Source organism: Pseudoalteromonas sp. SR45-1, assembly GCF_014163655.1.
Taxonomy (GTDB): Bacteria; Pseudomonadota; Gammaproteobacteria; order Enterobacterales; family Alteromonadaceae; genus Pseudoalteromonas; species Pseudoalteromonas distincta.
Window position 1 is genome coordinate 246,440 of the sequence record NZ_JACJDR010000002.1, and the last position, 13,717, is coordinate 260,156.

A 13,717-nucleotide genomic window follows, 5' to 3' on the forward strand; every position below is an offset into this window, starting at 1 on the left:
TCACAAATTAAAAAGTAAGTTTAAGGGTCAAATCATGAAGAAGACATTAATTGCATTAACACTCGTTGCTAGTTTTTGTACTCCAGCAATTGCCTCAACATCTAACACGCCATCAAAAGAAGCCCATAAAGAAACGGCTATTGGTTTAGGTGCAGGCGCTATTATTGGCGGCGTAGTAGGCGGGCCAATAGGCGCGTTTATTGGGGCATTTGCCGGTGGTTTAATAGGTGATTCAAAAGTAGCTGATAACAAAATTGCAGAGCAAGAGCGTGCAATTACGGTTATGAAAGAAAAAACCAGCGATTACCAACACGTGCTTAACCACAACAATATGTTAGAGCAACAGCTAGAAGTGCTTGCCAATCAAAATGAGCAGTTTACTCAAGTTCAAATTAATAACTTATTGGCGATGACGGTGCAATTTAAAACAGGTTCAAGTGTTATTGCCCCGCATTTTGCACTGCAGTTAGACCAACTCGTTACCTTGTTAAACAACCAACCACAACTCGCACTTGATTTAAGTGGCTTTGCCGATCAGCGCGGCGATGAGCAAGCCAACCTTTTACTTTCTAAAGCGCGTGTAAATGCCGTGCAAAGCTATTTAATAAAGCACGGTGTGAGCCACAAACGTTTAAGCACGCAGGCATTTGGCGAGCAGCAAACATTGGCTAACAGCAACACGGTGGAAGATAACTTTTTTGATAGACGCGTAACGCTTACCACTCGCTCAATGAATCCAGTAAATGGCCAAACGGCGAGTAACTAAATCTAACTGAATCTAAGTAAAACAAAGCGTTCGATGGAGTGATTTTATGTTGAGTAAACCGACCAAAATGCTTACTAAAGTAAGCATTTTTATATTCATAGCGATTGTGCTGTTAGCGAGCTTCAAAAGCCATGCGCAATCACCCAAGTTAGAACTTTTTGATAGCAATGGTGCGCCAGCAGGCCCAGCAATAATATTAAAAAGCGACGCCAATATGACCTTAACTGGCCTGATTAATCATGTTGTAGTCACGCAAACCTATCAAAACGAAAACCCGTTTGCGGTTAATGCGCGCTACGTTTTTCCATTGCCTGATGAAAGCGCCGTACATGCCATGACTATGCGTATAGGTGAGCGAGTCATTAAAGGCCAAATTGATAAAAAAGTGGAAGCCGAAAAAAAATACGAAGAAGCTAAAAAAGCAGGTAAGCAAGCGGCCCTTGTACGCCAGCAACGCGCCAATATGTTTATTACGAATGTGGCAAACATTGGTCCTGGTGAGCAAGTAATTATTGAGCTTGAGTATCAAGAAATAATTGATTACAGCAGCGGCACATTTGCTATTAGATTTCCTACTACCATTACACCGCGTTATCACGCGATTAGTGGTGAAGTTGAGGTGAGTACTCAGAACCAAACGCACTTTAACTCACTCCCAACGGGATGGTTAAGCCCTGTTTACAGTATTAAAAGCAGTAATCAAAATGATAACGTACCAAGCAGCCAATTTAGCTTAAACATAGATATAGACGTAGGCTTAGAGCTGGTGGATATCAATTCTAAATTTCACAATGTTGATGTGCAAAACACCGCGTTTGGACAATATAAAATAGCGTTAAATGAGACAAATGCAGTTAATCGCGACTTTGTACTTGAGTTTAAACCGCTGCAAAAAGAGCAAGCTCAAGCCGCATTTTTTACTCAGCAGTTTGAAAATGGTGACCGATACGGGCTTGCTATGCTAATGCCACCAGGGGATCATTTCACACAAACACAGCGCTTACCTCGTGAAATGGTATTTGTAGTTGATACGTCAGGCTCTATGCATGGGCAATCTATGGAGCAAGCTAAAAAAGCGTTGTTTTATGCACTTTCATTACTTGATAGCGACGACAGCTTTAACATTATTGGTTTTGACAACATAGTAACTCCAATGAGCGATAAACCACTTATAGCCAGTGACTTTAATTTACGCCGTGCAGAGCGATTTATTTATAGCCTAGAGGCCGACGGTGGCACTGAAATACAAGGTGCGCTTAATGCCGTACTTGATGGTAGCGAGTTTGATGGTTTTGTGCGCCAAGTTGTATTTTTAACTGATGGCAGCGTAAGTAATGAAGATGCATTATTTAAAAATATTCAAAGTAAATTAGGCGATAGCCGCTTATTTACAGTGGGTATTGGCAGCGCACCGAATAGCTTTTTTATGCGCCGAGCGGCAGATATAGGTAAAGGCTCATTTACGTTTATAGGCAGCACAAGCGAGGTGCAACCTAAAATGCAGCAGTTGTTTGATAAGCTTGCACATCCGGCTATTACTAATTTGGGGCTAAGCGATGAAAGCGGTAACAGCTTAGATTTTTGGCCGTCACCACTACCTGATTTATATTTTGGTGAGCCTATCATGGTCGCCATAAAACTTAATAATGCTAAAAATGTGGTACTTGCTGGGCAAACAGCACAAGGTCCTTTAAGTATTAAATTAAGTACACAAAATAGCTCAAGCGCTCAAGGTATAGCAAAACTGTGGGCGCGCCAAAAAATCAAGTCATTACTTTTATACAACGAGCAAAGTGTAGTTAAAGATGAAGTACAGGAGCTTGCGCTTACTCATCAATTACTTAGCCCGTTTACTGCTTTTATAGCGATTGAACAAACTCAAATAAAAGAAGTGGCAGAGCAAACGGCGCAAGCTACTAATGCAGTACCACAAGGTATGGCAATGCGTTTACCGCAAACCGATGGGCAAAGCAGGTTACATATATTACTAGGCTGTATTTTATTATTGGGATTTAGCGCCCTTAAAATAAACCGATCATTTAAATTAAGCAGGGCACGTAAATGAAAAAGTGGCTAAGCGCGGGTTTACTAATAGCTGGGCTTGGATTATTTGGTCACGGTGCTTATATGCAGGCAAAAGCATGGCTTGCTCAAGTATTAATTGAGCAAGCATGGCAAGAGGCGCTTAAATCACCCGGCACTAAAGTAAAGCCGTGGTATTACGCCGACAGCTACGTGACTGCAAAGCTTGATTGGCCAAGCCATAATAAAACATTAAGTGTATTGGCTGGAGCGAGTGGTCGTAATTTAGCGTTTGCGCCTAGCCAATTTTTACCTGCAGGGGAGCTGGGCGGAAAAGAATTTGGAAACGAAAAGGGCGCGCTAATAGCTGGGCATAACGACACCCACTTTGCATTTTTACAAAACGCCAAAGTGGGAGAGGCGTTTACTTTGCAGCTGCAAAGTGGGGTGATTCAAAATTATAAGGTAACGGGGATTGAGGTTATTCATCAATCCCAAAACTCATTTTTACAAACACCTGGGCTGTATTTGCTTACCTGTTACCCTTTTGATTCGCTTGCCTCGGGTACTGATTTAAGATTGCTTGTATCTGCGCAAATGTCTTCGCCTGATTCACTAAGCGGTATATCAACCACGAGTTCTTGATGGCGCTGGCTTACCATTACGCCAATAAATACCACAAATATGCTCAGCCATTGCCAAACGTTGAGCACTTCGCCCAAAATAATAGCTGACAAAATAAGTGTAAAAATAGGAATTAAATTAGAGTACGCAGCAGCGGTTAATACCGATACCTTGCTAATTGCATAGTTGTACATGCCGTAGCCGCCAAGGGTTACACACGAGCCTAAATACAAAATGCTCATGAGCGCAGTTAAGTCGTGTTGATTTTCGCTTGGTAGGTCGATAAAAAATAAAAACGGCGCAAAAAACAAGCTGCCGCTAATACCTTGCAACGCAATTAAAGTCAGGGGCGAGTAGCGATTAGCTAAATGTTTAATACTTACGGTATAAAATGCAGCGCACACCATAGCCATAAGCTCTAAAAAGTTACCTAGTAACGGATTAGGTGCTTGGTCGGTACTTGGTGAAAGAAGCGTAAGTAAAATACTGCCGCCTATACACAGCGTAAAACCGACAACAATGGCTTTGCTTATATGCTCTTTAAGTAATACAAAGGCAAGCAACGCAATAATAATAGGCAAGCAAGAGACAATGACACCGGCCTGCGAGGCTGATGTGTATTCCATTGCATGGCCTTCAAATAAAAAGTATAAGCAAGGCTCAGCAAGCGACATACCCACTAAATACTTCCAGTCACCTTTTAAGTACTCAAACCGAATAACGTAGCGCCATAAACAAAGCGACAAAACTAACGTGGTGAGCATGCGTAAAAATATCACCAATGCAGGGTCGTAAATAGCAATGGCGTATTTCAGCGCAATAAAAGAGCTGCCCCATAAAAAGGTGGCAATAATTAAACATAAACTGGCAGGCATAGAGAGTAATTTACTTAATTTAATAAAATCAGATCCTAGCATGAAAATTTTTAACTTGTTCAAAAATACCGAGCTGGTATAAATTAATTCATCTTTAATTAATCAATAGTAAAAAGCACATGCAAAGGGAACAGGTAATAGTTGTAAAGCTTGGTACAAGCGTACTAACTGGCGGCACCGATAAGCTAGACAAAGCACATATGGTTGAATTAGTACGCCAATGCTGCGAGCTTAAAAAGCAGGGGCATCAGGTTATTTTAGTATCGAGCGGCGCGGTTGCTGCTGGGCGCGAACAACTATTAAAACCCTGTGGCAGAAGCTTAATTGATAAACAAATGCTTGCTGCAATTGGACAAGGTCAACTTATTCATATTTGGCAGAGCTTGTTTGCTTTATATGGGGTAAATGTAGGGCAAATGCTGCTTACTCGCGCTGATGTAGACGACAGAGAGCGCTACCTTAATGCCCGCGATACACTCAATGCGTTATTAAATTACGACGTTGTGCCCATCATTAACGAAAATGACGCAGTCGCTACCAGTGAAATAAAAGTAGGCGACAACGATAATTTATCGGCACTTGTTGCTATTTTGGCTAATGCTAATAAATTATTGCTACTTACCGATCAAGAAGGGTTATTTACCAGCGATCCTCGCACAAATGCCGATGCCACCCTCATTGGCGAAGTAACACATATAAACGATGAGCTGCGCCAACTTGCTGGTGGCAGTGGTACAAACTTAGGTACTGGCGGCATGGCAACCAAATTACAAGCAGCCGACATCGCAAGGCGTGCAGGCGTTGAAGTCATTATTGCTAAAGGCGCTGGTAAAAACGTTATTTTAAAATGTATGAGTGACGAGTTACCTGGTACACGCTTTTTAAAACTCACCGCCCCAAAAGATGGCCGTAAAAAATGGCTACTAGCTGGGCCTAAAAGTACCGGCCAAATTGTTATAGATGCAGGTGCTATTAGTGCCCTTCAAAATAAAGGTGCAAGCTTACTTGCTAAAGGCGTTACTAATGCATTTGGACGTTTTGAAAGAGGCGATTTAATTGATTTAATAGATACTAAAAATCAAGTAATTGCACGTGGCTTAACGCGTTTTAGCAGTACCGAGGTAAATAAAATCAAAGGCGCACACTCAAATCAAATAGGTGAGTTACTTGAATACGATAGTGGTGCAGAAGTATTGCATCGCGACGACTTAGTATTACTTTAATACCTATTCTAAAGGATTAGTTAATAAGTATTACCTCATAACTTAGTAAATTCATGAGTATTGTCTAGACTAATAAAAGTTTAATTAGTTTAGGCAGTGTAATGAAGGCAAATAAGTGTGGGCACGAATGGATTATTAAGCTTACCCAGCAAGAGGAAGAAAGTGATTTAGATAGCGCATTAATACAAATAATTAGCGACTTGCTCGAAGTTGATAATTTTGCCATTTACGTCAATAAAAATTTTTCAGCCCCCATACCCCCTACTCTTATTAATTCAAACAGTAATTTAGAGCAATTAAGCCCAGATGAAGCATCATTGTTATTACAAAAGGTCACTCAAAATAAAATTAGGGTGAGCTATGCCTTTAGTAGCACATCAAGTTACGTGCCTATTTATCATTTTGGAAAAGTAGTCGGCACTTTATTAATAGAAACCGAGCAAGAATTACCAGAACGAATAACTATGTTAGCTGTACATATTTTAAATATTTATGCTAATCAGCTTGGGCTATTATATAAGTCGCGGTTAGATCCACTTACAGAGCTTTTAAATAGGCAAACATTTGATAAAAAAGTAATTGAGATTGTATCGGGTAACGGTTTTTTGTTACCAAGAAATGATAACAATAAAAAGCGACGTTGGTATTTAGCTATTGCCGATATCGACAACTTTAAAAATATTAATGATAACTACGGGCATGTAATTGGCGATGAGGTTATTTTACTTGTTGCACGGCTACTAAAAAATAATTTTAGAATTGAAGACTATGTATTTAGGTATGGTGGTGAAGAATTTGCAATGTTATTTCAAGCAAAAACAGAGGCTGATGCACATGTTGCACTTAACCGGTTACGCCTTAATGTTGCCCAATACCCTTTTCCACAAATTGGCCAATTAACCATTAGCATTGGTTTTTTAGAGTTAGTGAGTATTGATACTGTATCGAGTATTGTAAATCAGGCTGATTTAGCGCTTTACTACTCTAAAAATACTGGCCGTAATAGAGTTACCTCCTACAGTGAATTAGAAGTTAATAACGAACCAAAGATAGATAACAGTATTGAGCTTTTTTGATTGTAAATTTGTGCTAAAATCTGGCTCCTTAAATTGTTGTAAGCAGAGCACAGAACATGAAATTAGTTCGTTGGTTTTTAGGTTGTATAATCTTATTCTTTAATTTTGTATTTACTCCTCGCAGTAAAAAGCGTGCAAGCGACGAGCAAGCACAGCTTGATCAGCAAACCTCACAATTTAAACTGTACCAATTTAAAGCATGCCCGTTTTGTGTAAAAGTACGCCGCGCTATTAAGCGCGAAGGCTTAAACATAGAAACGCGTGATGCAAAAAATAATGAGCAATATCGTCAAGAGCTTCTTGAGCAAGGCGGCAAAGTTAAAGTGCCTTGTCTGCGTATAGAGAAAAATGGCCAAGTACAATGGCTGTATGAATCAAACGATATTATTGCTTACTTAAACAAAGTAGCTGCATAAACCACTTTTATTATCTCACTTATTTAAAGAGAATTTACCATGACAATTCGCACCCGTGTTGCCCCGTCGCCAACTGGTGACCCGCATCTTGGCACCGCTTATATCGCCTTATTTAACTACTGTTTTGCTAAACAACAAGGCGGTGAATTTGTACTTCGTATAGAAGATACAGACCAAGTACGTAGCACGCCAGAGTCTGAACTTGCGATTATGGATAGCTTACGCTGGTTAGGGCTTGAGTGGGATCATGGTCCTGATGTGGGTGGCGAATTTGGTCCTTACCGTCAATCTGAGCGTAGCGATTTATATAAAAAATACGCGCATCAGTTAGTTGACGATGGTAAAGCGTTTTACTGCTTTGCAACAAGCGAAGAGCTTGATCAAATGCGTGAAGAGCAAATGGCAGAAGGCTTGCGCCCTAAATACGACGGTCGTGGTTTAAACCATACAGATGAAGAAATTAAAGCAAACTTAGCGGCAGGCAAACCTTACGTTATACGTATGAAAATCCCAAGCGAAGGCACATTTAAGTTTAACGACTACCTACGAGATGAAATTGAGATCCCGTGGGAAAACGTAGACATGCAAGTGCTTTTAAAAGCGGATGGTTTCCCAACGTACTTTTTAGCGAACGTAGTTGATGACCACCATATGCAAATTAGTCATATTTTCCGTGGCGAAGAGTGGATTAACTCAGCACCTAAGTTATTAAAACTTTACGAAGATTTTGGTTGGGAAGCGCCAGTACTTGGTCATTTACCATTACTACGTAACCCAGATAAATCAAAGCTATCTAAGCGTAAAAACCCAACGTCTATTAACTACTATAAAGAAATGGGTTACCTGCCAGAAGCCGTGCTTAACTACTTAGGTCGTATGGGTTGGTCAATGCCAGATGAGCGTGAAAAGTTCACACTTAATGAAATGATTGAAAACTTTGACATGAAGCGCGTATCGCTTGGTGGCCCAGTATTCGACGTGGATAAATTAAGCTGGTTAAACGGCATGTGGATCCGCGAAAATCTAACCGACGAGCAGTTAATTCAGCGCTTTGTTGATTGGAAGTTTAACGGTGAAATGTTAGCTAAAGTATTACCTGAGGCTAAAACGCGTATTAATACCCTTTCGGATATGGTTGAGCTGGCAGGGCACTTTGTAGGTGGTATTCCAACTTACGACCCTGCGCTATTAACAGCTGGTAAAGCAGACGAAAACGTAATACGCCAAGCACTACAATTTTTTGTATGGCAGCTAGAAGGCTTACGTAGCTTTGATAAGCCCGCTATTTTTGCAATTGCAAAAGAAGTGGCTACATTCCACGAGCTTAAAATTAAAGACTTTTTAGAGCCAATTTTTGTCGCAATTACAGGCAAAACATCAAGTACGTCAGTGCTTGATGCAATGGAAATATTAGGCTCTGACTTATCACGTGCTCGTTTACGTGTTGCGCTTGCTCATTTAGGTATTTCTAAAAAGCAGGCTAAAAATATAGAGCGTGCGTACCGCGAATACCCAAGTGCATAATTGCTAAACAATGTACTTTTAAAAGCCGAGCTTAGTAAAATAAGTTCGGCTTTTTTGTTTCAGGCTGTTTAGCTATATGACATCGTATTTTGATATTGTTTAGCCTAAGCATTCATAATTTACTAAATGCTACAATGCGGCATATAAACTCATAGGAGGCAGTATGATTGCACCTGTAAAAAACAAAGCCATTTTTAGCAGTAACACATTTTCGATAAACCTTGTTACTTACCCAACCAATCATAGCGTAATGAACCATATTGACCCTGTGCAGCAAGGGCGCTATTACAAGCTTAATTTTGTATTAGAGAAACCTAAAGCGGGTGGGGTATTTAAATGCTCAAAATGCATTATAAATTTATTTAATCGCGTGTATTTGTTCAGACCCGATAAGTACGAACACAGCGTATCTAAAATCGAGTCTGGAAAGCGTGTACTACTGAGCTTTGCGCTTAATATATAATTTGCACTTTTACTTATTAATAGTCGTAGGCCTGTCCGGTGCATAAAACAGATAGGTCGCAGTACGATACAGAGGTTTCACTACAGGAATTAATAGTAAAAGCATTCCCGCCCCTGCGCATAGCATCAGCTTTAAGTAAATCAATCGCGTTTGATTTAGAGCGATTGTAGCTTACATTATTGTTGCCCATACCGTCGCCATCACAGCTTTCACCTTCTATTCGGCCTAAAAGTGTTGCGCCACTTTCGTGTGCTTCTTGGTCGCTATAAAATTGCTGTAAATCTCTTTTATTAACGTAGGTGCCAATTTCTTGAGATAAAACACCGTTGTCTATGTCTGTATGATAGGTCATTCCTGAACAACCGGTTATTGTGGCCAGCACTGTTATTGCCGCTATAAAACGTAGCATATTTATTAGTCCTTTAATTTATTATTTAAAGTAGTAAATTACTAACAAAATCAAACGCTGGCAATGTTTGCTAACGGGTAAATTGTTAGCATTTGTAAATGTATTTAGATTTTACTGAGCATAGGGTAAGTAAACAAAAAGAAGTGGCAAACATTAACTAACCAATGACATATAATAGCCCACTCTAAGCGCTGCGTTTTATAAAAAATATAGCTATATCCTAAGCCTGCAATAAATGAGACCAATACATAGTTAAATCCTCCAGCAAAATGCGCCAAAGCAAACACTGCAGCTGTCATTATTGGGGCAAGTAGCGCTAGGCGAGTAGATGTGATTATTTGGCTAAGTTTGGTTTGTAATAAACCTCGAAATAAAGCTTCCTCAGCTACACAGGTAAATAAAAGATTAATAGCAATAAAGGCTAACCAAAAGTTGGGCACTTTTGGGTTAAAGCTTACAAGTCCAAGTGTTAAAGCCGCAGTGAGCGAAGCTAAAACAGTAGTAATAACTATTAAAATGGGTTGTTTAACGTTTAATGGGCCTGCTTTATTAGAGTCTGCTTTTAAAGCTTTTTTATTCGAATAAAAGTAAGCACAAAGGAATAACCCAGCCATAGCTTTATCAAAATTAGCATAAAGGGTAAAAGCAATCGCATCGCTTGTAATACGCTCATCTATAACAATAGGGAGGTTATTAAAACCAGGCACCCAATGAAGTGCTAATGCCAGTGAGGAAATTATAAAAACAGTACCTAAAATAGCGCGTATTATTGCCCGCTTTGCATTTAGCACACAGTAGTATAAAACAACGTAAAGCCCAATGCTGAGCAGAGCATACAAATTTATATAACCTTGAAAATACCCACTTACTACACTTAAAGCCATTAAGTAGTGCCAAAGGGGTTGCCGCATTATTGATATTTTGCAGTACGGAAAAACACATATAATTGATAGTGCTAATAAATAAAAGGCCATTGTTTTTTATTACTCTGTTTTATTTAGCCATTAATCTAACAGATTCGACCTCTCAATATTTTTTTTCTGGTAATATAGATAGGTTATAAGCAGTTTAAGCAGTGAACAAACTATGTTAAGTCCTTTTTTTCAGCAGCATGCTGATTATGTTTCTATCTCTCGTGAGCAGGGTTGTCGCTTCGCTAAATGCGTTGCTGACGATTACAATCCACTTCATGACAAAGATGCCAAAAAGTTTTGCGCGCCAGGAGACTTACTTTTTTCATTGGTACTAGACCGCTACGGTATTAGTGAACAAATGGAATTTACTTTTGCCGGTATGGTTGATGAAAACACCAAACTTCATTTCCCTGAGGGAGCCGATGAGTTTGATGTAACCAATGGCGAAAAAGTCATTTTAAAGGTAAAGCGCAGCGGTAAAACCAGCCAATGCCCAGCACTAACTAATAGTCTAATAAAAAATTATGTTGAGTTTTCTGGTACTACCTTTCCGCATGTAATTATCCCATTAATGGGCAAGCAAGAGGTAATGATAAACCCTGCTCGTCCGATGATAATTTACGAATCAATGCTTATTAATCTTGATAACCTTGATATAACAGCGCCAATACTTGAATTTGCAGAGCCAAGCTTTGAGTACACTGGTAAGCGCGGAAAAATTACACTACGTTTTAACCTGTTAGAAAACGGCGTTAAAGTGGGTTGTGGTGAAAAGCACATGGTGGTTTCGGGTATTCGCGAATACTGCCAAGCAACAGTTGACGATTTAATAGCGTTTTACAACGAACGTAAAGCGACACTAAAGCCAGCTTAAAGCTACAGCAAATTATAAAAGGCGCTAAATACAACGGTTATTTAGCGCCTTTTTTATTATTTTAGCGCTAAAGCGAAAGAGAGCAATCACGATTAAATACTTTTCTGGACTGGTTAATTTACGCAGTACAGTAATATGCGTACAATAGCGCTCTTTGTTATTTTAAAGCTAAGCCTATGTCTGCCACTACGTTCTCATCACTTAATCTCGACCCGTTATTATTAACAGCGATTGAGCAAAATAATTACACTCAGCCTACCGCAATTCAGATTAAAACTATTCCGCCTATTTTAGCCGGAAGTGATGTAATGGGCAGCGCGCAAACAGGTACGGGTAAAACCGCCGCCTTTGTTTTACCTCTGTTACATAAGCTTTTAAATACCCCTAAAAAAGATGAGCAAGGCCTTGCCCGCGTTGTAATTTTAACGCCAACACGAGAGCTTGCTCAGCAAGTATTTGCCAGCTTTGAAAAGTACGCACAAGGCACTAACATCAATGGTGCTTTAGCCTATGGTGGTGCAAGTATTGGCCCTCAAATAAAAGCACTTAAAACAGCACAAGTTATAGTGGCCACACCAGGGCGTTTGCTTGATCATATAGTTAAAGGCAGTGTGGTACTTTCAAGCGTAGACTCTTTAGTGTTTGACGAAGCCGACCGCATGCTTGATATGGGTTTTATTGATGAAATAAGACGTATATTGCGCCATATTCCAGGCGATCGCCAAACCTTATTATTTTCAGCTACGTTTGATGACAGCGTGTTTGAGCTCAGTAAAAAGTTACTAAAAAATCCAGAGCTAATTGAAGTAGATAAACGTAACTCAGCAGCCGTTGAAGTAGAACAAATTATTTATTCGGTTGATGAGGACCGCAAACGCGAGCTTGTATCGCACATGATTGGCATGAAAAACTGGCGCCAAGTGCTTATTTTTACTCGCACAAAACAAATGGCTGATCAGCTTGCTAAAGAAATGTGTAAAGATGGTTTAAAAACCGAATCAATCCATGGCGACAAATCGCAAGGCGCACGCGACCGTGCATTGCAAAACTTTAAAGAAGGTATTACACGCGTACTTGTTGCAACCGATGTAGCTGCGCGTGGTTTAGATATTTCTACACTTAGATACGTAATTAATTTTGAACTGCCGTACATTGCCGAGGATTATGTGCACCGTATTGGCCGTACAGGTCGCGCTGGTGAACAAGGGCTTGCTATGTCATTGGTAAGTCTTGATGAGCAATGGCTGCTAGAAGAAATTGAAGTATTACTCGATACGCGTTTAACGCCGCAGTGGTTAGAAGGTTACGAGCCTGACTTAAATAAAAAGCCCAAAGATAATCGTAAAAATACGAATAAATCTCGAAAAGATCGCGATAAAAAACGCATTACAGGTAAAAGAGAGCCAAGTAGACGTCGTAAATAATAGCTTTTAGTTTACTTTTTTGCCTATACTGGAGCTATTAAATAGCCGAGGTAAAGTTAATGTTTGAAACTGATAAATGGGCATTCTCTGGTGTTGATGGCCAAATATCTTTGCATAAATGGCAAAAAACAATGGACCTTATCACGGGGCTTTTTTCAGCCCCGTCTGGTTATATAGTTCAGGCAACAAGCAAAGGCTATCGCGTTGTTATTAGAAATAACGAAGGTGGCTCAAGCTTTGAAACCAACCCGATACTTCCCCCTCAAACTCCTCTTTTTTGTCGGCACGTCGCTGAAACTAATAATATTTTATATGTTAATGATGCAAGCAATAACGATGCATGGAACACCCTCCCAGAAGTAGTTGAGGACGGTGTTGAATCCTACTTAGGCTTACCTATTCATTGGCCAGAAGGTGAAGTATTTGGCACGCTATGCTTAAAAGACACTAAAATAACTAGCTACACCGATGAATACTTTGAGCTCATAGAGCAACTACGCGATTTAATTGAAGACGACCTAGCGCTTGTTTACAGCTATGAACAAATGCGCGAAATAGCCATGTTAGACTCATTAACAGATATTTATAATCGCCGAGCACTTAACTTACTAGCTCAGCAAAAGCTTAATTTAGCACTGCGTTTGGGCTTCGACGTATGTTGCTTGTTTATTGATATAAACGACTTTAAAAAATTAAACGACACCTTTGGACATGAAGTGGGTGACAAAGCCTTAATTATATTGGCAGATACGCTAAAAAACCATTTAAGGGATGCCGACATAGTAGGGCGTTTAGGTGGTGATGAGTTTGTTGCAGTAATGCAATTAAGTGATAAAAGCAAAATTAACTACATCATGGATAAAATATCCTCAGAGTATTCAAAAGCTTTACTCAAAGAAGACGTTTGCGATTTATCGCTCAGCATAGGTTATAGCTTTACTAATAAACAAAAGCAGCCTTTTGAAACGCTATTAAATGATGCAGACCACGCAATGTATAAAAATAAACAAGCGTATAAGCTCGCTAAAAAGTTGAACAATAAGTAGGAAAAAAATAAACGTTATTTTCAAAAAAACATCAGCGTTAAATTAACGCTGATGTTTTAAT

The 13,717-nt window shown here is 39.6% G+C and carries 14 protein-coding genes; 11 read left to right on the forward strand and 3 right to left on the reverse strand.

Annotated features, from left to right (window positions below):
- Positions 1-34: 34 nt before the first annotated feature.
- Genes pdsO through H5089_RS03575 form a run of 3 tightly spaced genes read left to right on the forward strand, consistent with a single transcriptional unit; the run spans position 35 to position 3,433 of the window.
- Complete coding sequence (gene pdsO, locus H5089_RS03565) at positions 35-766, forward strand: sortase-associated OmpA-like protein PdsO (protein ID WP_182711491.1); 732 nt, start codon at positions 35-37, stop codon at positions 764-766.
- A gap of 46 nt (positions 767-812) precedes the next feature.
- A complete protein-coding gene (locus tag H5089_RS03570; protein ID WP_182711492.1) occupies positions 813-2,831 on the forward strand; it encodes a marine proteobacterial sortase target protein in 2,019 nt (672 codons plus the stop codon).
- On the forward strand, positions 2,828-3,433 hold the full coding sequence (locus tag H5089_RS03575) for a class GN sortase (RefSeq protein WP_182673329.1): 606 nt from the start codon (positions 2,828-2,830) through the stop codon (positions 3,431-3,433). Before H5089_RS03570 ends, H5089_RS03575 begins: the two co-directional genes overlap by 4 nt.
- On the opposite strand, the gene H5089_RS03580 is transcribed toward H5089_RS03575, so the two are convergent.
- Positions 3,328-4,287 carry a DMT family transporter gene (locus H5089_RS03580; RefSeq protein WP_024597327.1) on the reverse strand — a complete coding sequence of 320 codons (960 nt, stop codon included), beginning with the start codon at positions 4,285-4,287 and terminating at the stop codon, positions 3,328-3,330. The two genes, H5089_RS03575 and H5089_RS03580, sit on opposite strands and share 106 nt — an antisense overlap.
- A gap of 119 nt (positions 4,288-4,406) precedes the next feature.
- Between H5089_RS03580 and proB the strand changes: the two genes are divergently transcribed.
- The 5 genes from proB to H5089_RS03605 all read left to right on the forward strand — a co-directional run bounded on the left by proB (position 4,407) and on the right by H5089_RS03605 (position 8,989).
- Positions 4,407-5,510, forward strand: a complete 1,104-nt coding sequence (proB, locus tag H5089_RS03585) for a glutamate 5-kinase (RefSeq protein ID WP_024597326.1) — start codon at positions 4,407-4,409, stop codon at positions 5,508-5,510.
- Between the two features lie 101 nt (positions 5,511-5,611).
- Positions 5,612-6,586 carry a GGDEF domain-containing protein gene (locus tag H5089_RS03590; protein ID WP_182711493.1) on the forward strand — a complete coding sequence of 325 codons (975 nt, stop codon included), beginning with the start codon at positions 5,612-5,614 and terminating at the stop codon, positions 6,584-6,586.
- A gap of 56 nt (positions 6,587-6,642) precedes the next feature.
- Positions 6,643-7,002, forward strand: coding sequence for a glutaredoxin domain-containing protein (locus tag H5089_RS03595; RefSeq protein WP_002961611.1), 360 nt, complete (start codon positions 6,643-6,645; stop codon positions 7,000-7,002).
- Positions 7,003-7,041: 39 nt separating this feature from the next.
- Positions 7,042-8,526, forward strand: coding sequence for a glutamate--tRNA ligase (gene gltX / locus H5089_RS03600; RefSeq protein WP_002961608.1), 1,485 nt, complete (start codon positions 7,042-7,044; stop codon positions 8,524-8,526).
- Positions 8,527-8,689: 163 nt separating this feature from the next.
- Positions 8,690-8,989, forward strand: a complete 300-nt coding sequence (locus H5089_RS03605) for a hypothetical protein (protein WP_002958795.1) — start codon at positions 8,690-8,692, stop codon at positions 8,987-8,989.
- Positions 8,990-9,005: 16 nt separating this feature from the next.
- Here the strand turns inward: H5089_RS03605 and H5089_RS03610 are convergent, their stop codons facing one another.
- Positions 9,006-9,398: a hypothetical protein gene (locus tag H5089_RS03610; RefSeq protein WP_154903480.1), complete on the reverse strand. Its 393-nt coding sequence runs from the start codon at positions 9,396-9,398 to the stop codon at positions 9,006-9,008.
- 104 nt (positions 9,399-9,502) lie between these two features.
- Complete coding sequence (locus H5089_RS03615; protein WP_259396037.1) at positions 9,503-10,282, reverse strand: CPBP family intramembrane glutamic endopeptidase; 780 nt, start codon at positions 10,280-10,282, stop codon at positions 9,503-9,505.
- 202 nt (positions 10,283-10,484) lie between these two features.
- On the opposite strand from H5089_RS03615, the gene H5089_RS03620 reads away from it, so the two are divergent.
- The 3 genes from H5089_RS03620 (at position 10,485) to H5089_RS03630 (ending at position 13,656) form a co-directional block, all read left to right on the forward strand.
- Positions 10,485-11,186 (forward strand): DUF3581 domain-containing protein, encoded by a 702-nt coding sequence (locus tag H5089_RS03620; protein WP_182711495.1) that lies wholly within the window; start codon positions 10,485-10,487, stop codon positions 11,184-11,186.
- A 176-nt stretch (positions 11,187-11,362) separates the two neighbouring features.
- Positions 11,363-12,610 (forward strand): DEAD/DEAH box helicase, encoded by a 1,248-nt coding sequence (locus H5089_RS03625; RefSeq protein WP_182711496.1) that lies wholly within the window; start codon positions 11,363-11,365, stop codon positions 12,608-12,610.
- A gap of 59 nt (positions 12,611-12,669) precedes the next feature.
- Positions 12,670-13,656, forward strand: a complete 987-nt coding sequence (locus H5089_RS03630; protein ID WP_182711497.1) for a sensor domain-containing diguanylate cyclase — start codon at positions 12,670-12,672, stop codon at positions 13,654-13,656.
- The last annotated feature ends 61 nt before the right edge of the window (positions 13,657-13,717 follow it).